23 protein-coding genes are annotated in these 25,716 nt (G+C 67.2%); 17 read left to right on the top strand and 6 right to left on the bottom strand.

The genetic code is table 11. The features are described from left to right. Positions 1 to 146: 146 nt before the first annotated feature. On the top strand, positions 147 to 788 hold the full coding sequence (locus tag BN1263_RS03080; protein ID WP_058979502.1) for a hypothetical protein: 642 nt from the start codon (positions 147 to 149) through the stop codon (positions 786 to 788). Between the two features lie 170 nt (positions 789 to 958). Here the strand turns inward: BN1263_RS03080 and BN1263_RS03075 are convergent, their stop codons facing one another. Beyond that, a complete protein-coding gene (locus tag BN1263_RS03075) occupies positions 959 to 2,455 on the bottom strand; it encodes an aldehyde dehydrogenase (RefSeq protein WP_058979500.1) in 1,497 nt (498 codons plus the stop codon). 103 nt (positions 2,456 to 2,558) lie between these two features. Here BN1263_RS03075 and aptA point away from each other — a divergent pair, with 103 nt between their 5' ends. The 7 genes from aptA (at position 2,559) to BN1263_RS03040 (ending at position 11,104) form a co-directional block, all read left to right on the top strand. After that, entirely contained in the window at positions 2,559 to 3,911 is a 1,353-nt protein-coding gene (gene aptA, locus BN1263_RS03070) for an omega-aminotransferase AptA (RefSeq protein ID WP_058979499.1), read from the top strand. Positions 3,912 to 3,974: 63 nt separating this feature from the next. Next, a complete protein-coding gene (locus BN1263_RS03065) occupies positions 3,975 to 4,853 on the top strand; it encodes a hypothetical protein (RefSeq protein WP_019659062.1) in 879 nt (292 codons plus the stop codon). A 125-nt stretch (positions 4,854 to 4,978) separates the two neighbouring features. Beyond that, positions 4,979 to 6,265, top strand: a complete 1,287-nt coding sequence (locus tag BN1263_RS03060) for a DUF445 domain-containing protein (RefSeq protein WP_058979496.1) — start codon at positions 4,979 to 4,981, stop codon at positions 6,263 to 6,265. Between the two features lie 271 nt (positions 6,266 to 6,536). Continuing rightward, positions 6,537 to 8,735, top strand: a complete 2,199-nt coding sequence (locus tag BN1263_RS03055; protein ID WP_058979493.1) for a TonB-dependent siderophore receptor — start codon at positions 6,537 to 6,539, stop codon at positions 8,733 to 8,735. Positions 8,736 to 8,841: 106 nt separating this feature from the next. Beyond that, entirely contained in the window at positions 8,842 to 9,156 is a 315-nt protein-coding gene (locus BN1263_RS03050; protein ID WP_058979491.1) for a DUF3649 domain-containing protein, read from the top strand. Beyond that, on the top strand, positions 9,153 to 10,778 hold the full coding sequence (locus BN1263_RS03045) for a PepSY-associated TM helix domain-containing protein (protein ID WP_058979488.1): 1,626 nt from the start codon (positions 9,153 to 9,155) through the stop codon (positions 10,776 to 10,778). The genes BN1263_RS03050 and BN1263_RS03045 overlap by 4 nt, the downstream gene beginning before the upstream one ends. Next, a complete protein-coding gene (locus BN1263_RS03040) occupies positions 10,775 to 11,104 on the top strand; it encodes a DUF3325 domain-containing protein (protein ID WP_019659066.1) in 330 nt (109 codons plus the stop codon). Before BN1263_RS03045 ends, BN1263_RS03040 begins: the two co-directional genes overlap by 4 nt. Positions 11,105 to 11,259: 155 nt before the next feature. On the opposite strand, the gene rlmKL is transcribed toward BN1263_RS03040, so the two are convergent. Then, positions 11,260 to 13,398 carry a bifunctional 23S rRNA (guanine(2069)-N(7))-methyltransferase RlmK/23S rRNA (guanine(2445)-N(2))-methyltransferase RlmL gene (gene rlmKL / locus BN1263_RS03035; protein WP_058979487.1) on the bottom strand — a complete coding sequence of 713 codons (2,139 nt, stop codon included), beginning with the start codon at positions 13,396 to 13,398 and terminating at the stop codon, positions 11,260 to 11,262. A gap of 145 nt (positions 13,399 to 13,543) precedes the next feature. Then, a complete protein-coding gene (locus BN1263_RS03030) occupies positions 13,544 to 14,071 on the bottom strand; it encodes an alpha/beta hydrolase (protein ID WP_019659068.1) in 528 nt (175 codons plus the stop codon). 72 nt (positions 14,072 to 14,143) lie between these two features. Between BN1263_RS03030 and BN1263_RS03025 the strand changes: the two genes are divergently transcribed. Beyond that, positions 14,144 to 14,710 carry an N-acetylmuramoyl-L-alanine amidase gene (locus BN1263_RS03025; protein WP_058979485.1) on the top strand — a complete coding sequence of 189 codons (567 nt, stop codon included), beginning with the start codon at positions 14,144 to 14,146 and terminating at the stop codon, positions 14,708 to 14,710. Positions 14,711 to 15,039: 329 nt separating this feature from the next. Here BN1263_RS03025 and BN1263_RS03020 read toward each other — a convergent pair whose 3' ends face one another. From BN1263_RS03020 to BN1263_RS03010, 3 genes are all read right to left on the bottom strand, one after another. Beyond that, complete coding sequence (locus tag BN1263_RS03020; protein ID WP_058979483.1) at positions 15,040 to 15,942, bottom strand: sulfurtransferase; 903 nt, start codon at positions 15,940 to 15,942, stop codon at positions 15,040 to 15,042. Further along, entirely contained in the window at positions 15,939 to 16,742 is an 804-nt protein-coding gene (locus tag BN1263_RS03015; protein ID WP_058979482.1) for a CoA pyrophosphatase, read from the bottom strand. The genes BN1263_RS03020 and BN1263_RS03015 overlap by 4 nt, the downstream gene beginning before the upstream one ends. A gap of 216 nt (positions 16,743 to 16,958) precedes the next feature. Next, positions 16,959 to 17,660 (bottom strand): FKBP-type peptidyl-prolyl cis-trans isomerase, encoded by a 702-nt coding sequence (locus BN1263_RS03010; RefSeq protein ID WP_005408797.1) that lies wholly within the window; start codon positions 17,658 to 17,660, stop codon positions 16,959 to 16,961. Positions 17,661 to 17,827: 167 nt separating this feature from the next. On the opposite strand from BN1263_RS03010, the gene BN1263_RS03005 reads away from it, so the two are divergent. The 8 genes from BN1263_RS03005 (at position 17,828) to pstA (ending at position 25,716) form a co-directional block, all read left to right on the top strand. Then, on the top strand, positions 17,828 to 18,610 hold the full coding sequence (locus BN1263_RS03005) for an enoyl-CoA hydratase/isomerase family protein (protein WP_058979480.1): 783 nt from the start codon (positions 17,828 to 17,830) through the stop codon (positions 18,608 to 18,610). Between the two features lie 4 nt (positions 18,611 to 18,614). After that, entirely contained in the window at positions 18,615 to 18,968 is a 354-nt protein-coding gene (locus BN1263_RS03000) for a hypothetical protein (RefSeq protein WP_019659074.1), read from the top strand. Continuing rightward, complete coding sequence (gene nth, locus BN1263_RS02995) at positions 18,968 to 19,657, top strand: endonuclease III (RefSeq protein WP_058979478.1); 690 nt, start codon at positions 18,968 to 18,970, stop codon at positions 19,655 to 19,657. The genes BN1263_RS03000 and nth overlap by 1 nt, the downstream gene beginning before the upstream one ends. Positions 19,658 to 19,853: 196 nt before the next feature. After that, positions 19,854 to 21,065, top strand: coding sequence for an OprO/OprP family phosphate-selective porin (locus BN1263_RS02990; RefSeq protein WP_049411264.1), 1,212 nt, complete (start codon positions 19,854 to 19,856; stop codon positions 21,063 to 21,065). Positions 21,066 to 21,287: 222 nt separating this feature from the next. Beyond that, a complete protein-coding gene (gene pstS / locus BN1263_RS02985; RefSeq protein WP_005415897.1) occupies positions 21,288 to 22,304 on the top strand; it encodes a phosphate ABC transporter substrate-binding protein PstS in 1,017 nt (338 codons plus the stop codon). Positions 22,305 to 22,713: 409 nt separating this feature from the next. Then, positions 22,714 to 23,802, top strand: coding sequence for a phosphate ABC transporter substrate-binding protein PstS (pstS, locus tag BN1263_RS02980; RefSeq protein ID WP_058979476.1), 1,089 nt, complete (start codon positions 22,714 to 22,716; stop codon positions 23,800 to 23,802). An 82-nt stretch (positions 23,803 to 23,884) separates the two neighbouring features. Next, a complete protein-coding gene (gene pstC / locus BN1263_RS02975) occupies positions 23,885 to 24,853 on the top strand; it encodes a phosphate ABC transporter permease subunit PstC (protein ID WP_019659079.1) in 969 nt (322 codons plus the stop codon). Beyond that, complete coding sequence (pstA, locus tag BN1263_RS02970; protein ID WP_005415894.1) at positions 24,853 to 25,716, top strand: phosphate ABC transporter permease PstA; 864 nt, start codon at positions 24,853 to 24,855, stop codon at positions 25,714 to 25,716. The genes pstC and pstA overlap by 1 nt, the downstream gene beginning before the upstream one ends.

The raw sequence follows: 25,716 nt of genomic DNA, 5'->3' as shown, positions 1-25,716 counted from the left end.
GGCAGCACGGGTAACGGCGGATCGCCCGATTCTGCCACGGGCCGATGGCCGCACGGGGCGATGGTTTCAGCCGACACCGATGCCAACGGAATTTTTCGGGCCACCCGCTAGGCTGCGCCACCGGTCCCTGCATGGACGCTTTGCCGATGACTGCAGTCGCGCTGTCGTGGTCCGATTCGCCGAAGCTGCCGCGGATGGCGGCGTGGCTGGTGGTACTGCTGGTGCATGGCGGGCTTGCTCTGTGGCTGCTGGACAGCGGCCGGATCGAACTGCGCAGCGACGACGGCCCACGGATCTTGCTGCGTTGGCTGCCACCGGAACTGCCGACGCCGGTAGCCAAGCAGCCCACCTTGCCCTCCGCACAGATGACGCGTCCGGCCGCATCGGTGATGCCCCGCCCTGCCCCGGTTGCGCAGGCAGACAGCGCCCAGCCTGCCGCGGAAAACGCGGCTGCGGTGGCGCCACTGATCCTGAGTCTGCCTGCGGGCAGCATCGACGGTGGTGACGGCATCAGCGCTGCGGGTGTCGCTCCGCGTCTTATTGGTCGCCGCGAGATACACCCGGCATTCGCGGCGCGCCGCAACTACTTCCCGATCCGTCGGCAGATGACCCCCGAGCAGATCGTGCATGGCGTCGCGCAACTGCTGGGTTTGTGGCCACCGGGCTACATCGTCGACCCGTGCGAGCTGGGCAAGCAGGACATGGACTATTTCCAGAACGCCGTCGAAGAAGCCGACCGCGACATGCTGCGTGCGGCGGTGCTGCAGGTGAGCGCGCGTTGCCGGTAGTTGCATTACTGTGGCGTCGAGCTTGCTCGACGGCTTTTCGCATTTTGTAGAGCCGAGCCATGCTCGGCTGCATTTCGCGAAGAGCAGTCGAGCATGGCTCGACTCTACAAAGAGCAAACAGCAGCCGAGCGTGGGCTCGGCTCTACGAAAAGCGCTCGGCGGGCGCGTCGTTACAACTGGATCCAGGTGGCCTTGATCTCGCTGTACTTGTCGAATGCATGCAGCGATTTGTCCCGGCCGTTGCCGGACTGCTTGTAGCCACCGAACGGGGCGGTCATGTCACCACCGTCCCAGCCGTTCACCCAGACGCTGCCGGCGCGCAGCTGGCGTGCGACACGATGGGCGCGGCCCAGGTCACGCGTCCACAGGCCCGCCGCCAATCCATAGCGGCTGTCATTGGCCACGCGCACCGCTTCGGCCTCGTCGTCGAAACCAAGCACGGCCAGCACTGGCCCGAACACTTCCTCGCGTGCCAACGCGTGGTCCGGACGCACCTGGTCGAACACCGTGGGCTGCACGTAGCAGTCGCCGGACTCCACCTCGGCCCGATGGCCCCCCATCAGCAGACGAGCGCCCTCGCCTTCGGCACGGGCGATATCGGCCAGCACCTTGTCCACGTGCGCGGCGTCGACCAGCGCACCCATCGGTGCATCGGCCTCCAGTGGATGGCGGGGCTGCATGTGCTGGCCATAGGCAATCACCTGGTGCACGAAGTCCTCGCGGATCGAGCGTTGCACAAGCAGTCGCGAGCCAGCGGTACAGACTTCACCCTGGTTGAAGAAGATGCCCTGTGCCACGGCCTTGGCGGCGGCGTCCAGATCGGGAGCATCGGCGAACACTACGTGCGGGCTCTTGCCACCGCATTCCAGCCAGACCCGCTTGAGGTTGGACCGTCCTGCATACTCCAGCAGCTTCGCACCGGTGGCGGTGGAACCGGTGAAGGCCAGCACGTCCACATCCATGTGCAGCGCCAAGGGCTCGCCCACGCGCGCACCATGGCCGGGCAGCACGTTCAGCACTCCGTCCGGCAGGCCCGCCTCGGCCGCCAGCGCCGCCAGCCGCAACGCCGACAGTGGCGAACGCTCGGACGGCTTGAGGATCACCGAATTGCCCATCGCCAGTGCCGGCGCGATCTTCCAGCAGGCCATCAGCAACGGGAAATTCCATGGCACGACCGCCGCCACCACGCCGGCAGGCTCGCGCGTGACCAGCCCCAGCTCGTGTGGGCCGGTCGGCGCGATTTCCCCGTACAGCTTGTCCACCGCTTCGGCGGTCCAGGCCAGGCAGCGCACCACGCTGGGCAGGTCGATACGGCGTGCGTCGCGCACCGGCTTGCCCATATCCAGGGTTTCCAGCAGCGCCAGCTCATCGGCGTGCTTCTCCACCAGCGCGGCCAGCGCCAGCAACACGCGCTTGCGATGCGCCGGGCTGGCCTGCGACCAGTGGCCCGCATCGAAGGCACGCCGCGCCGCCAGCACTGCGCGCTCCACATCCTGTGCATCGCAGTCGGCGACCGCCGCGAGCACACGGCCATCGATGGGGCTGATGCAGTCGAAGCGGGCGCCGCTGGCGGCGTCGGTGTAGCGGCCATCGATGAAGGCCTGGCCGGGCATCGAAAGCTGCTGCGACAACGCCTGCCAGTGGCTGCGGTGGGGAAAGTCGGCCATGTCGGGCTCCACGGAACAGTTTCCCCGGTTATACCGGCGCGACCGCGACTTCACCGTGACGTGGCTGCGCTACATTTCCCCCATCGGACCCGACGGAGCTGGCATGAAACGTTCCGCGAGCGACCTGCACGACCTGGTCACCCAGCGCCCGGAATCCCTGGACGCGTACTGGATGCCGTTCACCGCCAATCGCCAGTTCAAGGCCGCACCGCGTGTGCTGGCGCGCGCCGAGGGCATGCACTACGAGGATGTCGATGGCCGCCAGATCCTCGACGGCACCGCCGGGCTCTGGTGCTGCAACGCCGGCCACGCCCGGCCGCGCATCGTCGAGGCCATCGTCGAGCAGGCGCGCACGCTCGACTACTCCCCTGCCTTCCAGATGGGCTCGCCGCCGGCATTCGCGCTGGCGCAGCGGCTGGCCGCATTGGCACCAACGCCCCTGAACCATGTGTTCTTCACAAGCTCCGGCTCGGAGGCGGTGGATACCGCGATGAAGATCGTGCTGGCCTACCACCGCCAGCGCGGCGAAGGCCAGCGCACGCGCTTCATCAGCCGCGAGAAGGCCTACCACGGCGTCGGCTTCGGCGGCATGGCACTAGGCGGCTTGCCCAACAACCGCAGGGCGTTCGGCCTGCAGCTGGGCGGCGTGGACTACCTGCGCCACACCCTGGACCTGCAGCGCAATGCATTCAGCAGGGGCCTGCCGCGCCAGGGCGCTGAACTGGCCGACGACCTGGAGCGGCTGATCGCGCTGCATGACGCCTCGACCATCGCGGCGGTCTTCGTCGAGCCCATCGCTGGGTCCGCCGGGGTCATCCTGCCGGCGCCGGGCTACCTGCAGCGCCTGCGCGAGCTGTGCGATCACCACGGCATCCTGCTGGTGTTCGATGAGGTCATCACCGGCTTCGGCAGGGTCGGCATGCCCTTCGCCGCACAGCGCTTCGGGGTCACCCCCGACCTGCTGACCTTCGCCAAGGCGGTCAGCAACGGCGCGGTGCCGCTGGGCGGCGTGCTGGCCAGCGATGCGGTGCACGCTACGCTGATGCAGGCGCCACCGCAGGCCATCGAGCTGTTCCACGGCTATACCTATTCTGGTCACCCGCTGGCCTGTGCGGCCGCGCTGGCCACTCTGGAGGTCTACGCCGAGGAGCGCCTGTTCGAGCGGGCCATCGAACTGGGCGAATACTGGCAGGAACGGCTGCATGCGCTGCAGGGCCTGCCCAACGTGATCGACATCCGCAACTTCGGGCTGGTCGGCGCGGTCGAGCTGGCGCCTCGCCGCGATGCGCCGGGCAGCCGGGGCTACGAGGTCTATCGGCGCTGCTTCCACGACGGCGGGCTGCTGGTGCGCTGTACCGGTGACATCATCGCGCTGTCGCCCCCGCTGATCGTGGACAAGGCGCAGATCGACCAGATCACCGGCACGCTGGGCGAGATGATCCGGGCCACCGCCTGAGCCCTGGCCGGCGGCGGCGAGCGGGTACAATGGGCGGTTCCGCTCCTGCTCGCTGCCGTGCCCATGGATATCGTCGTCAAAGAAGAACTCAAGGCCTATATCGACCCGCTGACTGCGGACGAACATGACGCGCTGGAGCGCAGCATCCTGGCCGAGGGCTGTCGTGACGCGCTGGTGCTGTGGGGCAACGTACTGGTCGACGGCCACAACCGCTTCGGCATCTGCCAGAAGCATGGCCTGCCCTTCAACACCGTACAGAACACCCGCTTCCAGAGCATGGAAGACGTGCACCTGTGGATGATCGAGCAGCACCTGGGCCGTCGCAGCGTGTCCGACTTCCAGCGCGGCGTGCTGGCGCTGCGCAAGCGCGACATCCTGGCCGCCCGCAAGCAGGTCGAGCAGGCCCAGCTGCAGCGCGAGAGCGACGGCACCGCGGACATCACCGACGAAGGCGGCGAAGACAGCCCGCCGTGGGAGCCGGCCCCGAAGCTCAGCCGTGCTGAGCTGGCCCGCGAAGCCAAGCTGAGCACCAGCCAGGTCGGCATGATCGAGCGCATCCATGCCCAGGCTGCACCCGAAGTGGTGGAGGCGGTGAAGGCCGGCGTGATCTCGATCAGCGCCGCTGCGGCCGTGGCCGACCTGCCCGAAGAGGAGCAGCGCGCTGCCGCCGCCGGTGGCAAGGACGAGCTGAAGCAGGCCGCCAAGCGCGTGCGCGAGTCCAAGCGCAAGCCGCGCGCGCCGAAGCCGGAAGCAGCCGAGATGGATTTCGAGGAGGCAAATGAGGACGAGATCGCCAGCCGCGACGCCGAAGTGCTGTTGGCGCTGGAACAGCTGGGCGAGGATGCCCCGGCCCTGCGCCGCCGCGTGGTCGCGTTGACCCGCGAGAACGACACCCTGCGCGCGCAGCTGGCCGCGCTGCGCAAGCAGCTGGAAGCGCTTTAAAAAACGCGAACCTCTCATGTAGAGCCGAGATCCTATGTTCGGCTGCGGTCTGCCGCGCGCAAGGCAGCCGAGCATGGGCTCGGCTCTACAGGCAGGCATCACCGGGCTGCGGTTAGACTCGTGCAATGACGCCTGCCCACGATCCGCGCCGCGCCCAGCTGCGGCGCCTGAAAGCCCTCGCACTGGGCCTGCTGCTGTTGATGCTGGCCGGATTCGCGATCAGCCACTGGCAGGGCGAGCGCGGCATCTGGGCCTGGGTCTCGGCCTTCTGCGAAGCAGCGGCCGTGGGCGCGCTGGCCGACTGGTTCGCTGTGGTCGCGCTGTTCCGGCGGCCGATGGGCCTGCCGATCCCGCACACCGCGATCATCCCGCGCAGCAAGGAACGCATCGGCGACAGCCTTGCGCTGTTCGTGCGCGACCAGTTCCTGGAGCCGGGGGTGCTGCTGGCCAAGCTGCAGGTATTCGATCCGGCCAGCCGCCTCGGCAGCTGGCTGGCCGACCCGGCGCGCTCGCGGATGCTGGCCGACATGGCCCGCGGCTGGGCGCTGCAGGCACTGGATTTCTTCGACGAAACCGCCGTACGCCGCCAGCTGCACGCCTTTGTGGTGCAGCAGCTGCGGCAGTGGAATGCCGCCGCCACCGCCGGTGAGCTGCTGGCCCTGCTGACCGCCGATGGGCGCCACCAGCGCGTGCTGGACGAGGGCCTGCAGCGCCTGGGGCGCTGGCTGGAGCAACCGGAAGTGAAGGAGCGCGCCTCGCAGCTGATCGTGCGTTACATCCAGCGCGAATGGCCGACGCTGTCGAGCACGGTGAACTGGGTCAAGCCGATCGACGAGATCGGCGACAGCCTGGCCGAACGCCTGGCCCGCGCGGTGCTGGAAGAGCTGCAGCAGGTGCTGGCCGAGCCGCAGCATCCGCTGCGCCAGGACTACGAGACCTGGTTGCAGAACTACGTGCAGCGCCTGCGCGAGGATCCGGCGCTGGCCGAGCGCATCGAGCAGCTCAAGCACGAAATGATCGACCACCCGGCCCTGCAGGAGTACGTGCAGGGGCTGTGGGCGCGCATCCACGCCAGCCTGCGGGCGGACCTGCAGCGCGAGGATTCGGCGCTGGTCGGCCACCTGCAGCGCAGCCTGGGTTCGCTCGGTGCCAGCCTGCAGGCCGACCCGGCGCTGCGCGAGGCACTGAACCAGCATCTGATGGAAGGTGCGCAGCGCCTGACCGGGCGCCTGCGCGAGGGCGTCACCACGCATATCGCGCAGACCGTGAAGGGCTGGGACGAGCGGCACCTGGTCGAACAGCTGGAACTGAGCGTGGGCCGTGACCTGCAGTTCATCCGCTTCAACGGCACCCTGGTCGGCGGGCTGATCGGCCTGCTGCTGCACGCTGCGACGGTCCTTTTCCACTTCTGAAGCCTCCCTGCACGGGAGCGGGTGCCGTCACGCTTGATTAACGAAATGCGAATGCCTATCATTTGCCAATCGGTTGTACGCTTAGCCAAGCGGGGCACGGAAGCACGCACCCACCCGCCCCTTCGCCCGTGTACATCCCCCGACTACCGGGTCGCCCGCACTGCGCGGGTGGCGCACCGTCGATGGGACTCGCTGGGCGACGTGCGCGGAGCGCGCGGTTGCTGCGCCTGCGCATTCCATCGCCTGTTTCGTCCTGCATGGAATCGCACCGATGGCAATGCCGCTCAACCTCCCTCGTCCCTCTCTGCTGGCCCTGGCCGTGACCGCACTGATGATCGCTCCGCTGGCACACGCCGACGGCACCGCTGAATCTTCCGCGCGCACGCTGGACACCGTGAAGGTGACCGCCGATGGCGAGATTCCGAACAGCTACACGGTGAAGAACGCGCGCAGCGCGACCAGGCTGGACCTGTCGTTGCGCGAGACGCCACAGTCGGTGACCGTGATCACCCGCCAGCGCCTGGACGACATGGGCCTGTTCTCGCTGTCGGACGTGATGGGCCAGGTGACCGGCGTCAGCGTGTCGGTCACCGACAGCGAGCGCATCAACTATGTTTCGCGCGGCTACACCATCGACAATTTCCAGATCGACGGCATGCTCAACACGTTCGGTGGCTCGGTCAAGACCAACACCGACAGCGTGATCTACGAGCGTATCGAGGTGATCCGTGGCGCCACCGGCCTGACCACCGGCGCCGGCGATCCCTCCGGCACCATCAGCATGATCCGCAAGCGCCCCACCGACACCTTCCAGATGGGCGCCAACCTCACCGTGGGACGCTGGGGTAACCGCCGCCTGGAAGCCGATCTCGGTGGTCCGGTTGCCTGGGACGGCCGCATCCGTGCGCGCGTGGTCGCGGTCAAGCAGCAGAGCGATTCATTCCGTGATGTCTATTCGCTCGACAAAGATGTGTTCTACGGCATCGTGCAGGCCGACCTGAGCGACAGCACGCTGTTCGAAGTGGGCTACGAATACCAGTCTCCGCGTACCACCGGCGTGACCTGGGGCGTGGTGCCGTACTGGGGCGCCGATGGCACGCCAGCCAACCTGCCTCGCTCGACCAACCTGTCGGCCTCGTGGAGCGCCTGGCCGATCGTGGAGAAGACTAGCTTCGCGCGGCTGGAGCAGCAGCTCGGCAACGGCTGGTCGGTGAAGGGCAATATCAGCCACGCCGTGCGTGATACCGACGGCAGCGTCTGGTACGGCGCCGCCGGCAATCCGCGTGCCGATGGAACCGGCGTCACCGCCTACATCTCTCACTTCAACGAGCACAGCACGATGGACGTGTTCGACGTCAACGTCGGCGGCCCGTTCCAGCTGTTCGGTCGCGAGCACGAACTGGTGTTCGGCCTGGGCCAGTCGGTGCGCAAGGGCGAGTCGGAAGGCATGGACTTCGACTACGACGATGCCTATGCCGTGGTGCCGGACTGGCGCCACTGGACCGGCAATGTGCCGGTGCTGCCGGTGACCCGCCTGGGCAGGCTGTCTTCGCAGAATGAACTGCGCCAGCGCGCAGCCTACGTTGCCGCGCGGCTGCGCCTGGCCGACCGGCTGCTGGCGGTGGCAGGCGCGCGCTACGGCAGCTGGGAAACCCGCAGCTGGGCCTATGGCTACGATGCCAATGGCAACCGCAATCGCACCACCCGCACCGGCTACAGGCCGGACGACATGCTCACCCCGTATGCCGGCCTGGTCTTCGACTTCAATTCGATCTTCAGCGGCTATGTCAGCTACACCGACATCTTCAAGCCGCAGAACTACCGCGACCGCAATGGCAACTACCTGGAGCCGGTGGTCGGCAACATGTACGAAGCAGGCGTCAAGGCCGAGTTCTTCGGCGGCCTGCTCAATGCCTCGGCCGCCGTGTTCGAGGGCAAGCAGGACAACGTCGCCGAGATCGATGATTCGGTGCCGGTGAACTCGCTGCCCGACGGCAGCCAGGCCTACCGCTCCACCGGCAAGGGCAACAAGGTCAAGGGCTGGGAGATCGAAACCCAGGGCAGCATCGGCGAGCAGTGGAATGTCTCGGCCGGTTTCGCCCACACCGTCATCCGCAACAAGGACGGCGTGCTGCAGCGGACCACCGCCCCGCAGGATACCTTCCGGCTCAACACCAGCTGGCGCCCTGGCGGTATCGACGGCCGCTTCTGGCTGGGTGGTGGCGTGACCTGGCAGAGCAGCATCTGGAACACCAGCACCAAACCCGACCGCAGCAAGGCCAGGATCACCCAGGACGCGTTCTACCTGGTCAACCTCGCCGGCGGCTACCGCTTCAACGAGAACTTCAGCGCCCAGCTGAACATCAACAACCTGCTGGACAAGAAGTATTTCAACAACGTCGGTTTCTACAACGGCGTGTACTGGGGCGAACCACGCAATGTCACCGTGACGCTGCGCTGGAAGCTCTGACCCTGATGGATGGCACCGGTTCTGCGACCGGTGCCAGGCCAGGGATGGCCTCCTCCGGCGCACTGCGGTGCGCCGGCCCTCTTCCACTGAAACCTGCAGGAACGCCGTGGACCGCTCGCCCGCAACCGCCAGCCCCCGCACCTTCTTCTCCAACCCGCGCTGGGGCGTGCTGTCACGTTCGTTGGCCGCGATCTTCGGCGGCTATGCGCTGGCCTCGATGACCAGTGTGTTCTGCGCAGTGGCGCTGCCCGGCGCGCGCGGCCAGACCGTGCTGACCGGCATGCTGCTGGCGATCCTTGTCGCCGCCGGTGCCGCACTCTGGGCGTTCGCCACCCGCAGCGCGCTGCGCGCCTGGGTCGGCATCCTCGCCCCCACCCTGCTGATGGCGGCCATTGCGCGCATGCTGGGGGCCTGGGCATGAAGAACGGATTCCGCCAGTCGATGGCCTGGCTGCATACCTGGACCGGCCTGCTGGTCGGTTGGTTGCTGCTGCTGATCTTCATGGCCGGCACCGCCAGCTATTACCGCGAGGAAATCAGCCGCTGGATGCGCCCGGAGCTGCCGTCCAGCAACGTCAGCATCGACGTGGCCGCGCAGCGCGCGGTGGACTACCTGCAGGCCAATGCGAGCCACGCCGAGAACTGGTTCGTCACCCTGCCGCAGCCGCGCAACCCGGCCATGCAGATGTTCTGGCGGCTGCCACCGGAACTGGCCGACCCCAGCCGTGGCCGCCGCGGTGGCTTCGGCGACGCCACGCTGGACCCGAACAGCGGCCAGGCACTGAAGGCGCGCGAGACCCGTGGAGGCGACTTCTTCTACCGCCTGCACTTCGACCTGCACTACATCCCGGTGTACTGGGCGCGCTACCTGGTCGGGTTCTGCGCGATGTTCATGCTGGTGGCGATCATCACCGGCGTGATCACCCACAAGAAGATCTTCAAGGACTTCTTCACCTTCCGCAAGGACAAGGGCCTGCGCTCCTGGCTCGACTTCCACAACGTCAGCGCGGTGATGGCGCTGCCGTACCACGCGATGATCACCTACACCGGCATCGTCACTCTGATGATCATGTACCTGCCGTGGGGAGTGAAGGTCGCCTACCCCCAGGACGAGGACAAATTCATCAGCGAGGCTTTCGGCGGCCTTCCGGAAGTGACCGCGCCCGCCGAGGGCCGCGCCACGCCGCTGCCGATCGCACAGTTGCTGGACAGCGCACGCGCGCATTGGCACGGCGTGGAGGTGGCCGGTTTCACCGTGTCCAATCCGGGGGCGGCCAATGCGGTGATCGACATCCGCCAGCGCGATGGCAAGCGCCTGTCCATCGACACCCCGGCCGTGCGTTACGACATGGTCAGCGGTGCTCTGCTTGAGGAAACGCCGCCATCGGGCGGTGCCACCGCCACCCGTGGTGTGCTGTACGGCCTGCACCTGGCGCGTTTTGCGGACTGGGGCCTGCGTGCACTGTTCTTCCTGTCCGGTCTGGTGGGCTGCCTGATGGTCGCCAGCGGCGTGGTGCTGTGGGCGGTGAAGGAACGACCGAAGCATGCCAAGAGTGGACGCACCGGCTTCGGCCTTCGCTTGGTCGATGCGCTCAACATCGGCACCGTGGCTGGCCTGCCGATCGCCTTCGCGGCGTACTTCTGGGGCAACCGCCTGCTGCCGCTGGACATCGCCGAGCGCTCGAGTGCGGAGGCCAACGTATTCTTCTACGCTTGGGCCGGCGCGCTGCTGGCCGCCTTCATCTGGCCGAGGCGAATGATGTGGGCGTGGCAGCTCTACCTGGGCGCGGCCGCGTTCGCACTGGTGCCGGTGGTCAATGCGTTGACCACGCATGCGCACCTGGGCAACACCCTGCGCAACGGCGACTGGGTACTGGCCGGCGTCGATCTTTCGATGATTGTCTTCGGCGCAATGCTGGCGATGTGCGGCTGGCGCATGCAGCGCTGGACGCCACCGCTGAGCGCGGCCGAGAAGAAGAAGCGTGCGGCGGCGGCGGCGCCAGTGACTGTGGTCGAAACCGCCGAAGCGGAGGCCAGTGCATGATGCTGCTCGCGTTGACCCTGTCGTTTTCCGCGTTCACCGCGCTGTCGCTGGCGATGGAAAGACACCAGTACGACCTGCACGGCAAGGCTGCGGCCAGCCCGGCACGGCGCACGCAGTGGCGGGTGCTGGGCTGGGCCCTGCTGACGGTGGCGTTCGCGTTGTGCGTGGCCGATCACGGCTGGGCGATGGGCCCGGTGCTGTGGCTGGGCGCAATGACCATGTGCGGCGTGGCACTGTCGTTCGGGCTGTATCCGTACCGGCCGAAGTGGATCGCACCGCTGGCGATCACGCTGCCGGCGCTGGGGCTGGTGGTGGCGTTGCTGTAACCGCCATCCACGCATGGCGTGGATCTACTGAACAACCATCCAGGCATGGCGTGGATCCACCGGCCAGACAGGGGTAGTGCCGGCCGCTGGCCGGCACCTCATGAACCCTTTGCGGATCTGACACCGTTGCCGGCCAGCGGCCGGCACTACCGGGCTTACCCCAGCCGCTTCAGTTCCCATGCGCGGTGGATGCGCGCGTTGCGCTCGAAATCCGGACCGATGGTGCGTGCGGTGATCTCGTGGCACTGGGCGAATTCGGCGATGGCGTTCTCTTCCAGCTTGAAGCGGCGGAAGTTGTTGGAGAAGTACAGCACGCCACCCGGTGCCAGCCGGGCCACCGCCGCCCGCAGCAGCTTCACCTGTTCGCGCTGCACGTCGAAATCATCGGCGCGGGCGGAGTTGGAGAAAGTCGGTGGATCACAGAAGATCACGTCGTACTGGCCGCGGTCGCCTTCCAGCCAGGCCATCGCGTCGGCCTGGACCAGCAGGTGCTGGTTGCCCCCCTGCCCGTTCAGCGCAAGGTTGTCGTAGCACCACTGCAGGTAGGTGGCCGACAGGTCGACGCTGGTGGTGCTGGCGGCACCGGCCACGGCGGCCTGCACGCTGGCCACGCCGGTGTAGCAGAACAGGTTCAGGAAACGCTTGCCACGCACCTGCTCGGCCATCATCCGGCGCAGCGGGCGATGGTCAAGGAACAGGCCGGTGTCCAGGTAGTCGAACAGGTTCACCTGCAGCAGTGCATGGTTCTCGCGCACCACGATGAACTCGTCACGCTGCTCGAAGCGGCCGTACTTGCTGCCGCCCTTGCCGCGCTCGCGCGACTTCATCGACACCTGCTCCGGCGGCACGCCGAATACTTCGCGCGCGGCGGCCAGCAGCTCGTTGCGGCGGCGGCGCACGTCGTTCTCGGGAATCGCCGCCGGTGCCGCGTACTCCTGCACATGCAGGAAGGTGCGGCGCTTGCCCCCGTCTTCCTCGTAGACATCAATGGCCGCCGCGTACTCCGGCAGGTCGGCGTCGTAGGCGCGGAAGCAGGTGATGTCCTCGCGGGCACGCCAGCTCTTGAACTTCTTCAGGTTCTTGCGCAGCCGGTTGGCCACCATCTGCGCGCCTTCGCTCAGCTCGCGCGGCTGTGCCGGATCACGACCCGGCACGGCAATCGGATCGCAGACGATCAGCGCGCATTCCAGCGCACCGTTGAACATCTGGTACTTCTTGCTGGCGCGCAGGCCAGTGGCGAAGGCCAGCTCGTCATTGCCGCACAGCAGGCTGGCACGCCACTGCGGCACGGCCTTCTGCAGGGCATTGCCCAACGCGCGGTACAGCGCCGGATCGGCAGCCAGGCGTTCGTCGTACGGCGGGTTACAGACCACCGCTCCGATCTCCTGTTCGGGCGCGGCCAGGTCGGCGACATCGGCGCGGGTGAAGCGGATCGCGTGGGCGACGCCGGCAACCTCTGCATTCTCGCGGGCGGCCTGGATCGCGGCCGGGTCGATATCGCTGCCATGGATGACCGGCTTCAGCGCGGCCAGGCCGGCCGCTTCGCGCTCGCGTGCTTCGCTCTGGATGGACTTCCAGGCCGCCTTGTCGAAGCCCAGCCAACGGCTCGGCGGCAGGCTGCCATGCCGCATCAGGCCAGGGGCGACGTCGGCGGCCATCAGTGCACCTTCGATCAGCAGCGTGCCGCTGCCACACATCGGGTCCAGCAGGCCGCCTCCGGCGGTGTGCAGGCGCGGCCACTGCGCGCGCAGCAGCAGCGCGGCGGCCAGGTTTTCCTTCAGCGGCGCCTCGTGGGCGGCACCGCGCCAGCCACGGCGATGCAGCGGGCCACCGCCGAGGTCGATCGACAGCGAAGCACGGCCCTTGCGCAGCGACAGGTTGACGCGCACATCGGGCAGGTCGGTGTTGACCGAGGGGCGCTCCAGGCCTTCATCACGCATCCGGTCGACGATGGCGTCCTTGATCCGCTGCGCGGCAAAGCGCGCATGGGTGATCTTGTCACCGGACACGTGTGCGTCCACCGCCAGGGTCATCTCCGGCGTGATGTGCTCGTGCCACGGCAGCGCACGCACGCCGTCATACAGGGCCTGCTCGTCCGGGCAGTCGAACTCGGCGATCGGCCACAGCACGCGGCTGGCCAAGCGCGACCACATCACGATCCGCAGCGCCTGCGCCAGTTCGCCCTCGGCGTTGACGCCGGCAATGGTGGCGGTGGCCTTGGCAAGGCCCAGGGCCGACAGTTCATCGGCAAGCAGGTATTCCAGGCCCTTGGCGCAGGAGACGAAGAATTTCACGGGGTCGGTTCGCAGGTGGTCGGGCGCGGCACAGGGGCCGGGCCGGTCGGAAAGGAGGGCCGTAGGCACGGCCGGCAGGCCCGCGCCGGGGGCGGCGGGGCTGCCATTGTAGTCAATGCGGGCAGGCGCGCCGTGCGCCCCGGCTTCACAGTTGCCGCAGCAGGCGCTCGAAGGCCTGCGCAGAGGCCTCCACGTGGCGCTCCAGGCGGTGGCCATCGTCAACCAGCAGCAACTGCGCCGAACGCGCCTGCGCCCAGGCAATCACGCCGGCAGCCGGTACCACGTCGTCATGCCAGGCCTGCACCACCGTGGTCGGCACCACAGCGGCGTCCAGCGCCGGCATCGGGCCCATGGTGGTCGGCGGCACCATCAGGAACAGGCCGGCTACCGGCACCTGCAGCGAGGCGATGGCGGAAATGTAGGCGCCCAGGCTGGAGCCGGCCAGTACCACCGGCCCCTGACGGGCAGCGATGGCGGCGCGTTCAACCAGACGGCGCAGGCGGGTCGGCACGTCGCCCACCCGGCTGACCTCGCTCATCGCGTCCAGGTCGGTGTAGTCGGGGCGCTCGTGGGTCCAGCCCAGGCGTTGGGCCACCTCGGCCAGCGCGGTGACCTTGGTCGCCTCTGGGCCGCTCTCGAAGCCATGGGAGAGGATGCAGTGGCCGCGGCTCATGCGCGTGCTCCGTGGGCGCGGGCCAACCAGGAAAGAGAAGGCAGGTTCATGCCGCAATGCTAGCATCGCCGGATGCCCAACCCGCTCCTGCCCGGCCTGCAGCTGCAGCCCCTGCCCTACCACGACCGACTGCCGCTGCGCGATCCGGCCGCGCTGGAGATGGTGGTGATCCACTGCACCGAGCTGCCCGATCTGGCGATGGCCCGCGAGTACGGCGAGCGCGTGCTGTATGACAGCGGTGCCGGCAACAGCGGGCACTTCTACATCGACCGCGATGGCAGCGTGGTGCAGTACGTTGCGCCCGAACGCGTGGCCCACCACGTGCGCGGCATGAACGCGCATACGCTGGGCATCGAGCTGGTCAATACCGGGCGCTACCCGCACTGGTTCGACAGCCGTCACCAGGCGATGGACGAGGCCTACACCGAGGCGCAACTGGAAGCGCTGGAGCGGCTGCTGCAGGCGCTGGTGGTGCGCTATCCGTCGCTGCAGCGGATTGCCGGGCATGACCAGCTGGATCGGGAGCAGGTGCCGGCCAGCGATGATCCGACGCTGATGGTGGCGCGCAAGCGTGATCCGGGGCCGTTGTTCCCGTGGGCGCGGGTGCTGGCGAAGGTGCCACTGCAGCCGGTTGGGTAAGTGGCAGGGCTGCGCCCTGCACCCGCAGAAGCAACGTCAACGTCAACGTCAACGTCAAGAGCTGGCATTCCGGGGGATGGCGGGGTGGGTCCGGTTGCGGGGGACGCTGCAAGTACGTCCATGTAAGCTCGGTCGCCGCATCCATGCGGCTCACGCCCCCGCAACCGGACCCACCCCGCCTTCGACAGATTTCTGCCGCTGTTGGTGGGTGCCGACCTTGGTCGGCACGGGGTCGGATCCCGTGGCGACGCAACGGGCTCTGACCCGGATTTACGCTCGATAGGGTCAGAGCCGTTTTCCGTTGGAAAACGGCTCCGACCCCGCGCTTCTCAGGCGCCGGTCGCCACCGGGCGGCTGCTGTCGCTCACCCAGCCGCTCCAGGAGTCGGCATAGATGCGCGCGCCGCTCAGTCCTGCGCTTTCCATCGCCAGCAGCAGGTGGCAGGCGGTCACGCCGGAGCCGCACATCAGCACCACCTGCTGCGGATCGCGGTTGCCGATCACGCCCTGCAATTCGGCGCGCAGTTCCTGTGCATCGCGCAGGCGGCCGTCGGCGACGTTCAACGCAAACGGGCGGTTGACCGCGCCGGGTACGTGGCCAGCGACCGGGTCCAGCGGCTCCACTTCGCCGCGGAAGCGTTCACCTGCGCGTGCGTCGACCAACCAGCCCGGTGCATGTTTCAGGCGCGCGGTGATTTCATCGGCGCTGGCGACCTGGGTGGTGTCGAAGCGGCCCGGGTAGGCAGGCAGCGCTGTCACTTCACCCTGTCCCGTCGCCAACGGATGCCCTGCGGCCTGCCACGCGGCGATACCACCATCGAGCACAGCCACCTTGGTGTGCCCGATCAGGCGCAGCAGCCACCACAGGCGCGAGGCGGCCATGCTGCCGTCGCTGCCATCGTAGACCACCACCTGGGTGTCGAGGCCGATGCCCCACTGCCCCAGTTTCGCGGCAAAAGCATCGCTGTCGGGCAATGGGTGACGGCCATGGCCGATGCGGCCGAGATCGGACAGATCGCGATTGAGATCGGCATGCACCGCAGTCGGGATGTGCCCTGCCAGGTACTGGCCGCCCGCAGCCTGCGGGTCCGCCAGCGAAGCACGCGCATCGACCACGCGCACGGCGGTACTGGCGGTCGCACGGGCGTCGACCACGCGTACGCCTTCGCCCAGTGCAGCGGCCAGGGTGTCGACATCGACCAGGGTGGTCCACGGCTGCTTGATCGGGTTCATTGCACTTGCTCCAGGCGGCGACGCAGGTTGTAGAGGATGGCCGCGGTCGCCCCCCAGATGCGCTGGCCGGGCCAGCCATACTCAAGGACGTGGCGGATGCGGCCGCGATGATTGATTTCGACCTGGCGCAGGCTGTCAGGGGCCATCAGGTAGTCCAACGGCACCTCGAACACTTCGGCCACTTCACTGGGCTGCGGCACCGGCACGAACTCCGGATCGACCACCGCCACCACCGGCGTGACCCGGTAGCCGGTGATCGTCACGAAGGGGTCGAGATAGCCAAGTGGCTGCACCTGGCCGGGCGCCAATGCGATTTCTTCCTGGCTCTCGCGCAGGGCGGCCGCCAGCGCGTCGCGGTCATCGGGTTCGGTGCGGCCACCGGGGAACCCGACCTGGCCGCCATGTGTACGCAGGGTTTCAGTGCGACGGGTGAGGATGACCTGCGCGCCGTTGGCGCGCGGCACGATGCCGGCCAGCACCGCCGCCTCCACAGGCGGCCCCGGTGGCAGCAGGTCGATCAGCTCGCTGCGGTTCCAGCCGTCGCCGGCCGGCGGTTCGGCCAAAGGATGCAGTGCGCGCACCAAGCGCTCGTGGTCGGCCAGCGATCCGCGTAGCGATTGCTGCAATTGTGCACGCAACGGTTGCACGCGGTGCAGGATGCGGCTGCGTTCCTCGTTGTTCATTGACGACCACCGCGCGATTTCTTCGAGATGCCGCCCGCAGCCGGTGCATTGCCGGTCCGGATCCAGCGTGCACACTCCGATGCAGGGACTTGCGACAACACGCGCCGTTTCTTCCATTGTTTGCACCCGCCAACAGTAGCGCGATCGGGCTGAATTTGCGCGGGTGGCCCGGCCGGACGGTAGAGTCGACTGTCAGTCGACTCGCGCGCGCAGCGCGGGCGTTTCCCCGATGTGACCCAAGAGCGGTCGACTGACAGTCGTCTCTACCGTCAGCACTGCGCAAACAAAAACGCGCCGGTGGGGTCACCGGCGCGTTTGGTTTACTGCTTCGATTTACTTGACGCTGACCAGCTTGATCTCGAACTGCACAGCCACGTTCGGCGGGAACGGGGTGCGCGGGTCCGCACCGTAGGCCTGGTCCGGCGGCAGGGTGACTTCCCACTTCGAGCCTGCCGGCATCTGCAGCAGGGTCTCGCGCATGGCCTTCATTTCGACTTCGCTGACCTTGATCGACGGGATCTGCTGGGCCGGGCGGGCTTCGGTCGGGCGCTGGCCGTACGGGAACGGACCGGCCACTTCCAGCTGCACGGTGCTGGCCTGGGTCGGCTTGGCACCCTTGCCGGCTTCGATCACGCGGTACTGGACGCCGCTCGGCAGCGACTGCACGCCGGCCTTGGCTTTGTTCGCCGCGATGAACTGATCGCTCTTGGTCTTGTTTTCGGCAGCAGCCTTCTCGTACTCGGCCTTGGCAGCCTGGGCACGGCCCTGCTCGCGCTTCTGGAACGCTTCAACGGCCGGCTTCAGCTGCTCGGCGGTGATCGCCGGCTGCTTCTTGGCGTAGGCATCCTGCAGGCCCTTCACCACCGAGTTGATGTCCAGCTGCTCACCACGACCGGTCAGCTCCGCCAGGTTGTTGCCGTAGTCGTAACCGAAGTAGTAGCTCAGCTTGCCCTTTTCGGACGAGACGTCCTGGGCGAAGGCATTGCCCGTCAGGGCCAGGGCCGCGACGGCGACCGCGATAGAACGCAACTTCATCAAACAGTTCTCCAGGGGTGGTAACTCAGGGACGTTCTGCGCCGCCCTGAGGCGACGGGTTAGGATAACGGGCGCAACGTGTAACCGCTACTCACGATGCAGGCTATGACCCGCCTGCGTTTGCAGAGTTCAATATCACTTTTTTTAACGTTTCAGGAGTTTTCCCCGTGGCCGATGCCCTGATCGCTGTCTACGACGACGGCGCCATCCGCACCGTGACCGTCCAGCGCCCGGACAAGCTCAACGCCCTCAACGCCGCGACCCTGGAGGCCCTTGCCGGGGCTTTCAGCGACGCCGCCGCCGATCCGGAGGTGCGCGTCGTGGTACTGACCGGGGCCGGTCCGAAGGCCTTCGTGGCTGGCGCCGACATCGCCGAGATGAACACACTCAGCGCGGTTCAGGGACGTGATTTCTCGCTGCTGGGCCAGGCCCTGATGCGCCAGATTGAACGGATGCCGAAGCCGGTCATCGCACGCGTGAATGGTTTCGCACTGGGCGGTGGACTGGAACTGGCGATGGCCTGCCATCTGCGCATCGCCGCAGATACCGCCAAGGTCGGCCAACCGGAAATCAACCTCGGCCTGATCCCCGGCTTCGGCGGCAGCCAGCGGCTGCTGCGCCTGTGCGGCCGCGCCACCACCCTGGAGCTGTGCCTGCTGGGGGCGCCGATCACCGCCGCGCGTGCGCTGGAACTGGGCATCGTCAACGAAGTGGTGCCCGCCGACGCGCTGGACAATCGCGTGCAGGACATTGCCCGCCAGCTGGCACGCTCGGCCCCGCTGGCCCTGCGTGGCCTGCTCGATGCGGTGCACGTGGGCGGCGAATGCAGCCTGGACGCCGGGCTGGAGTACGAAAGCGCGCAGTTCGGCCTGCTGTTCGCCACCGAGGACATGCGCGAAGGCACCAGCGCCTTCCTGCAGCGCCGCCCGCCGGCGTTCCAGAACCGCTGACGCCATGGCTTCCCGACCCAATCCCGCGCAGTTGTTCGCCCGGGTCCAGGCAGACGATCTTGATGGCGCCCTGCAGGCGGGGCTGATGGACTACGTCGTCCGTGCCGGCGACGAACAGCTGTTGCCCGGCCACCCGGAACTTCCTTCACGCCTGCAGCAGGCTCAGCAGCAGCTCCGCACGGCCTGGGCGGCACGCGAACGCTACCGCGCCCGAGCGGTGCGCCTGGCCCGCCGCGAAGCCGAACGTGACGCGCGGCGCACGCCCGCCCCGGCGCCGGACGTAAAGCCCGCCCTGCCCGCCGCGGCAGCCGCCATCCTCGCCCGGGCCAAGGCCCGCGCCAGCGGCAAGGAGCAGTGATGGCGACCACGAAGAAAACCGCACGCGCCCCGGCGCGGCGTGGCGGCACGATGCCGCGCGCCGACGTGGTGGAGATGTTCACCCGCCTGCGCGAACTCAACCCGCACCCGAAGACCGAACTGGAGTACAGCTCGCCGTTCGAGCTGCTGGTGGCGGTGGCGCTGTCGGCGCAGGCCACCGACGTCGGCGTCAACAAGGCCACGCGCCGATTGTTCCCGGTCGCCAACACCCCGGCAAAGATCCTTGCGCTCGGTGAGGACGGGCTGAAGCAGTACATCTCCTCCATCGGGCTGTTCAATGCCAAGGCGAAGAACGTGATCGCCACCTGCGCGATCCTGCTGGAGAAGCATGGCGGTGAAGTGCCGCGCGATCGCGAAGAACTGGAAGCGCTGCCGGGCGTGGGCCGCAAGACCGCAAACGTGGTGCTCAACACCGCCTTCGGCGAGCCGGTAATGGCGGTGGACACGCACATCTTCCGCGTCGCCAACCGTACCGGCCTGGCCCCGGGAAAGAATGTGCGCGAAGTGGAAGACAAGCTGGTGAAGGTGATCCCCGCCGAGTTCCTGCTCGACGCGCATCACTGGCTGATCCTGCACGGACGTTACGTGTGCAAGGCGCGCAAGCCGGATTGCCCGGGCTGCGTGATCGCCGACCTGTGCCGGTTCAAGGACAAGACCGCGGCCGAGTGACGGCCGCATCCATGCAGGGCGTGGATCGACTGCAACCAAGGCGCAATCCGGGCGTCATACGCAAACGGTTTCAATGGCAGGCCCTGCCGTGACGGGGCCTGCGGTGGATGTCTGCCGCGCGTGAACTGTCACATTTACGCAATCTTTACCTTCTAGCCTGCGCGCATCTTCCCACCTGCCTGCAAGGCTCCTCTCCATGAAACTGCATCACCAACTCCTGACGGTGGCCGTGGCTGCTGCGCTGTATGTGCCGGCTGCACACGCCGAAGTCGCCATCGACGTGATCGGCGGTTCGGAAATCACCTTCGAAGGCCTGGTCCAGGCCGACGGCAACTGGTTCCACAACGATGTGGTGGACCTCAACGGTGGCGACGCCGGCAACGGCAAGAACAGCGAATTCGAACTGCGTCGCGCCGAGCTGGTGCTCAAGGGCAAGGGCCCGGGCAACGTGGAGTGGGTGGTCGGCTATGACGCCAAGGCCGACAAGTTCCTCGACACCAACGTGAAGTACAAGCTGCTGGGCAACGCCAACCACTTCCTGCAGCTGGGCCAGTTCAAGCAGCCCAACAGCCTGGAAGAACTGTCCAGCACCAAGAACAACGATTTCATTTCCAAGGCAGCGGTCACCAATACCTATGCCATCGCCCGCCGCCTGGGCGGCGCGTACAGCTACGGCCAGGACAACTGGTCGGTGACCGCCAGCGCCTTCGGCCGCGAGCTGACCCGCAACCTGGCCCACGGCAGCGGCTACGGCGCGCGTGGCACCTGGGCCCCGATCAATGAAAAGGGCCAGGTCCTGCATTTCGGCCTGAGCTACGTCAACTACGACGCCGACGCCGACACCCTGCGCGTGCGTGCGCGTCCGAATGCCGACCTCGCCACTGCCCGCCTGGTCGACAGCGGCAACCTGACCGACACCGACCGCGTCAGCACCATCGGTGCCGAAGCGATGTACTTCCAGGGTCCCTTCAAGGCCCAGGCCGAGTACTACACCAGCAAGGCCAAGCGCTACGACCACGACAACTACACCAGCGACGGCTACTACATCAGCGGCGTGTGGAACGTGACCGGCGAGACCTGGAGCTACAAGGGCGGCACCCCGGGCACCGGCCTGCCGAACAACCCGGCCGGCGGTCAGTGGCAGCTGGGCGTGCGCTACGACCACATGGACCTCAATGACGGCAACCTCGCCGCCAACCCGGTCGCCGGTCGCCCGCCGATCGTCGATGGCGTGCTGGGTGGCAAGATGGACATCTGGACCGTAGGCGCGAACTGGTACCTGCGTTCCAACTTCAAGCTGATGCTCAACTACGTGATGGTCGACAGCAAGAAGTACAGCTCCACGGCGCGCGGTTTCGTCAACGACGATCCCAACATCCTGGAAGCCCGCGCGCAGTTCTTCTGGTAAGTCCCGCCACCTGCGTTGAACCGCGAAGGCACGGCCCCGGCCGTGCCTTCGTCGTTGCAGCGGTACCCGTGCCGCCCTGCCGGCGCAGCGGACGTGACATCCCTCATGACGCGTGTCACGCCCGCGTCATATGACAGACGCGGGCGTGTCACGCAACCGTTATGGAATGTGCACCGAAACGTCGGGCAACCGCCCTTCGACCACCACCCCAGGAGTCTCCCTGTGATCCACGCCTTCAAATCGCGCGCCGCTGTCGCCATCCTGGCTGCATCGTCCGTGTTCGCCGCCAACGCCGCCGACATCACCGGCGCGGGCGCATCGTTCATCTACCCGGTCATGTCCAAGTGGTCGGCCGACTACAGCGCCGCAACCGGCAACAAGGTCAACTACCAGTCCATCGGTTCCGGCGGCGGCATTGCCCAGATCAAGGCCAAGACCGTTGATTTCGGCTCCTCCGACGCGCCGCTGAAGCCGGAAGACCTGGCTGCTGCGGGCCTGGCGCAGTTCCCGTCGGTGATCGGCGGCGTGGTGCCGGTGGTCAACGTGGCCGGCATCGCGCCGGGCGCGCTGAAGCTGGACGGCGCCGTGCTGGCCAACATCTTCCTGGGCAAGATCAAGACCTGGAACGACCCGGCCATCGCCGCGCTGAACCCGGGCGTGACCCTGCCCAACGCCAAGGTCACCGTCGTGCATCGTTCGGACGGCTCGGGCACCACCTTCAACTTCGTCAATTACCTGTCCAAGGTCAGCCCGGAGTGGAAGAGCTCGGTCGGTGAAGGCACCTCGGTGCAGTGGCCGGCCGGCATCGGCGGCAAGGGCAACGAAGGTGTTGCCGCCTATGTGAAGCAGATCAAGGGCGGCATCGGCTATGTCGAACTGTCCTACGCGCTGCAGAACAAGCTCTCCTACACCGCGATGAAGAATGCCGCCGGCAAGTTCGTGCAGCCGAGCGACACCTCGTTCGCTGCCGCTGCCGCCAGTGCCGACTGGGCCAACGCCCGCGACTTCTACCTGGTGATGACCAATGCGCCGGGCGCCGAGTCCTGGCCGATCACTGCCACCAACTTCATCCTGGTGCAGAAGACGCCGAAGAATGCTGCCAATGGCAAGGCGACCCAGGAATTCTTCCGCTGGGTCTACAAGAACGGCGATGCCCAGGCCCGCCAGCTGGACTACGTGCCGCTGCCGGACAGCCTGGTCCGCCAGATCGAGACCTACTGGTCGCAGAACCTGAAGTAAGCGCGTTCCCCCGCAGGAACGGGGGCGGCGGGTCCTCTCTCCCCCGCCGCTCCCACCCGGGCGCGAGATCCTCGAGATCTCGCGCTCTTCTTGTTCTTGGGGATGCGCCTGACTCTGTAGAGCCGAGCCACGCTCGGCTGCGCTCTGGAGCGTGCGGACCAACGGTCCGCAGCTACCGAGGGCAGGGAACAACCGAGCGCGGGCTCGGCTCTACCTTGCACCGGCCGTCATATCAGTGCGCAGATCCGGGGTTTCCGGGCAACTGCCGGATCGGCGCCAACCCTGTGAAACCCTTGTCAGAACGTGATCCAGGGCACCTCTGTCATGGTCGTAATACGGCTGTAACAAAAACATCATTTCATAGCCGCATCCGCCGACCGCGTCGGCTCTTCCCCGCTATGGAGTGACCATGAAACTGCACTCGGCCGGCCTTGCCGCCCTTTCCCTGGCCATCGCCCTGGGCCTGTCGGCCTGCGGTGGCGACAAGCAGGCCGCGCAGCAGCCGGCCACCGACGGTGCCGCTGCCCCGGCCGCTACCGGTGCCAAGGTGACCGCCGAAGTGTCCGGTGCCGGCGCGTCCTTCATCTTCCCGCTGGTCTCCAAGTGGTCGGCCGACTACAACGCCAGCACCGGCGCCAAGATCAACTACCAGTCGATCGGCTCCGGCGGCGGCATCGCCCAGATCAAGGCCGGCACCGTCGACTTCGGTTCGTCCGACAAGCCGCTGAGCAGCGAGGAGCTGGCCCAGGCCGGCCTGGCGCAGTTCCCGTCGGCCATCGGCGGCGTGGTGCCGGTGGTCAACATCGAAGGCCTGGAAGCCGGCAAGCTGCGCCTGAGCGGCGCCCTGCTGGCCGACATCTTCCTGGGCAAGGTCAAGACCTGGAACGACCCGGCCATCGTCGCCGCCAACCCGGGCGTGAAGCTGCCGGACGGCAAGATCACTCTGGTCCACCGTTCGGACGGTTCGGGCACCACCTTCAACTTCTCCAACTACCTGTCCAAGGTCAGCCCGGAGTGGAAGAGCAAGGTCGGCGAAGGCACCTCGGTGCAGTGGCCGGACGGCGTCGGTGGCAAGGGCAATGAAGGCGTCGCTTCCTATGTGAAGCAGATCAAGGGCTCGATCGGCTACGTCGAACTGGCCTACGCGCTGCAGAACGGCATGCCGTACACCGCCATGCAGAACGCGGCCGGCAACTGGGTCGAGCCGAGCGCGGAAACCTTCGCCGCCGCGGCCGCCAGCGCCGACTGGGCCAGCGCCAAGGACTTCAACCTGGTCATCACCAATGCCCCGGGCGAGCAGGCGTGGCCGATCACCGCCACCAACTTCATGCTGATGCAGAAGAAGCCGAAGGATGCCAAGCGCAACCAGGACACCCTGGCCTTCTTCAAGTGGGCCTTCGAGAACGGCCAGGCGCAGGCCAACGAGCTGCACTACGTGCCGCTGCCGGCCGAACTGGTCAAGCAGATCGAGGCCTACTGGGCGACCGACCTGAAGTGAGGGACTCGACGGTGCCCGCCCCGCGCGGGCACCGCTTGTTCCACGCCGTGCCGCCCCGCCCCTTCCTGGCCCAGCCGTCCCCATGAATGCCATCGCCCAGCCTGTAGCCGCCCCGTCCACGCGTGATGCGCGTGATGCCCGCAACGACACACTGTTCCGATGGGTGCTGGTCGGCACCGTCATCTTCGTCCTGATCGCCCTGGCCTGCGCCGCGCTGTCGATGCTGTGGGGCGGTCGCCATGCCCTGCAGATGCAGGGACTGAGCTTCTTCTTCTCCGCCGACTGGAATCCGGTCGAAAACAAGTTCGGCGCTCTGGCTCCGATCTACGGCACCCTGGTCACCGCCGTCATCGCGATGGTCATCGCCGTGCCGGTCAGCTTCGGCATCGCCTTCTTCCTCACCGAAGTCGCGCCGCGCTGGCTGCGTGGCCCGGTCGGTACCGCCATCGAACTGCTGGCCGGCATCCCTTCGATCATCTACGGCATGTGGGGCCTGTTCGTGCTGGTGCCGGTGATGACCGAGTACGTCACCCCGTTCCTCAACGAGACCCTGGGCGAATGGCCGGTGATCGGCCCGATGTTCCAGGGCCCGCCGCTGGGCATCGGCATGCTCACCGCCGGTTTCGTGCTGGCCATCATGGTCATTCCGTTCATCTCCTCGGTGATGCGCGAAGTGTTCCTGACCGTGCCGACCCGCCTGAAGGAATCGGCCTATGCGCTGGGCTCCACCAAGTGGGAAGTGAGCTGGGACATCGTCCTGCCCTACACCCGCTCGGCGGTGATCGGCGGCATCTTCCTCGGCCTCGGCCGCGCCCTCGGCGAGACGATGGCGGTGGCCTTCGTGATCGGCAACAGCGTGCGCCTGTCGCCGTCGCTGCTGGAACCGGGCACCACCATTGCTGCGCTGATCGCCAACGATTTCGGTGAAGCCACTGAAACCTACCGTTCGGCCCTGCTGCTGCTCGGCTTCGTCCTCTTCATCGTCACCTTCGTGGTGCTCGCCATCGCCCGCTTGATGCTGATGCGCCTGTCCCGCAAGGAGGGCAACTGATGTCCACCACCGCTGATTCGCTGTACCTGCGCCGCCGCATCGGCAACGTCGTTGCGATCACTGCGTCCTGCGCCACCGCCCTGTTCGGCCTGTTCTTCCTGGGCTGGATCCTGTTCACCCTGGCTGCCAAGGGCCTGGCCGGCATCAACTGGGATCTGTTCACCAAGATGACGCCACCGCCGATGCAGGACGGCGGCCTCGCCAACGCCTTCTTCGGCAGTGCCGTGATGTGTGCACTGGCCATCGGCATCGGCACCCCGCTGGGCGTGCTGGCCGGCACCTGGCTGGCCGAGTATGGCAACGCCCGCAAGGCCGGCACCGTGGTTCGCTTCGTCAACGACATCCTGCTGTCGGCGCCGTCCATCGTGCTGGGCCTGTTCGTCTACACGCTGTATGTAATGCAGACCGGCGGCAATTTCTCGGCGTTCGCCGGCGCCCTATCGCTGGCCTTCATCGTGCTGCCGGTGGTGGTGCGCACCACCGACGAGATGCTGCGCCTGGTGCCCTCGCAGATGCGCGAAGCGGCCCTGTCGCTGGGCATCCCGCAGTGGAAGGTGATCGTGCAGGTGCTGTACCGCAGTGCCTCGGCCGGCATCATCACCGGCATCCTGCTGGCGCTGGCCCGCATCTCCGGCGAGACCGCTCCGCTGCTGTTCACCGCCTTCGGCAACCAGTACTGGAACAACAACATCTTCCAGCCGATGGCTTCGGTGCCGGTGGTGATGAACCAGTTCGCCGGCAGCCCGTACGAATCCTGGCAGGTACTGGCCTGGGCCGGTGCCCTGGTGCTGACTGTCTTCGTGCTGCTGGTCAGCCTTGCCGCCCGCGGCATCCTGCTGCGCAACCGTATCTCCCATGACTGA

The sequence above is a fragment of the Stenotrophomonas thermophila genome, assembly GCF_001499715.1.
Taxonomy (GTDB): Bacteria; Pseudomonadota; Gammaproteobacteria; order Xanthomonadales; family Xanthomonadaceae; genus Stenotrophomonas; species Stenotrophomonas hibiscicola.
The sequence above is the reverse complement of the archived record's forward strand: the minus strand, read 5'-3'. Positions and strand labels throughout refer to the sequence as shown.

Excerpts from the sequence above, each read along its gene's own strand:
- BN1263_RS03080 (WP_058979502.1), top strand. The coding sequence starts at position 147 with ATGACTGCAGTCGCGCTGTCGTGGTCCGATTCGCCGAAGCTGCCGCGG.
- BN1263_RS03075 (WP_058979500.1), bottom strand. The coding sequence starts at position 2,455 with ATGGCCGACTTTCCCCACCGCAGCCACTGGCAGGCGTTGTCGCAGCAG.
- aptA (WP_058979499.1), top strand. The coding sequence starts at position 2,559 with ATGAAACGTTCCGCGAGCGACCTGCACGACCTGGTCACCCAGCGCCCG.
- BN1263_RS03065 (WP_019659062.1), top strand. The coding sequence starts at position 3,975 with ATGGATATCGTCGTCAAAGAAGAACTCAAGGCCTATATCGACCCGCTG.
- BN1263_RS03060 (WP_058979496.1), top strand. The coding sequence starts at position 4,979 with ATGACGCCTGCCCACGATCCGCGCCGCGCCCAGCTGCGGCGCCTGAAA.
- BN1263_RS03055 (WP_058979493.1), top strand. The coding sequence starts at position 6,537 with ATGGCAATGCCGCTCAACCTCCCTCGTCCCTCTCTGCTGGCCCTGGCC.
- BN1263_RS03045 (WP_058979488.1), top strand. The coding sequence starts at position 9,153 with ATGAAGAACGGATTCCGCCAGTCGATGGCCTGGCTGCATACCTGGACC.
- BN1263_RS03040 (WP_019659066.1), top strand. The coding sequence starts at position 10,775 with ATGATGCTGCTCGCGTTGACCCTGTCGTTTTCCGCGTTCACCGCGCTG.
- BN1263_RS03030 (WP_019659068.1), bottom strand. The coding sequence starts at position 14,071 with ATGAGCCGCGGCCACTGCATCCTCTCCCATGGCTTCGAGAGCGGCCCA.
- BN1263_RS03025 (WP_058979485.1), top strand. The coding sequence starts at position 14,144 with ATGCCCAACCCGCTCCTGCCCGGCCTGCAGCTGCAGCCCCTGCCCTAC.
- BN1263_RS03020 (WP_058979483.1), bottom strand. The coding sequence starts at position 15,942 with ATGAACCCGATCAAGCAGCCGTGGACCACCCTGGTCGATGTCGACACC.
- BN1263_RS03015 (WP_058979482.1), bottom strand. The coding sequence starts at position 16,742 with ATGGAAGAAACGGCGCGTGTTGTCGCAAGTCCCTGCATCGGAGTGTGC.
- BN1263_RS03010 (WP_005408797.1), bottom strand. The coding sequence starts at position 17,660 with ATGAAGTTGCGTTCTATCGCGGTCGCCGTCGCGGCCCTGGCCCTGACG.
- BN1263_RS03000 (WP_019659074.1), top strand. The coding sequence starts at position 18,615 with ATGGCTTCCCGACCCAATCCCGCGCAGTTGTTCGCCCGGGTCCAGGCA.
- nth (WP_058979478.1), top strand. The coding sequence starts at position 18,968 with ATGGCGACCACGAAGAAAACCGCACGCGCCCCGGCGCGGCGTGGCGGC.
- BN1263_RS02990 (WP_049411264.1), top strand. The coding sequence starts at position 19,854 with ATGAAACTGCATCACCAACTCCTGACGGTGGCCGTGGCTGCTGCGCTG.
- pstS (WP_058979476.1), top strand. The coding sequence starts at position 22,714 with ATGAAACTGCACTCGGCCGGCCTTGCCGCCCTTTCCCTGGCCATCGCC.
- pstC (WP_019659079.1), top strand. The coding sequence starts at position 23,885 with ATGAATGCCATCGCCCAGCCTGTAGCCGCCCCGTCCACGCGTGATGCG.
- pstA (WP_005415894.1), top strand. The coding sequence starts at position 24,853 with ATGTCCACCACCGCTGATTCGCTGTACCTGCGCCGCCGCATCGGCAAC.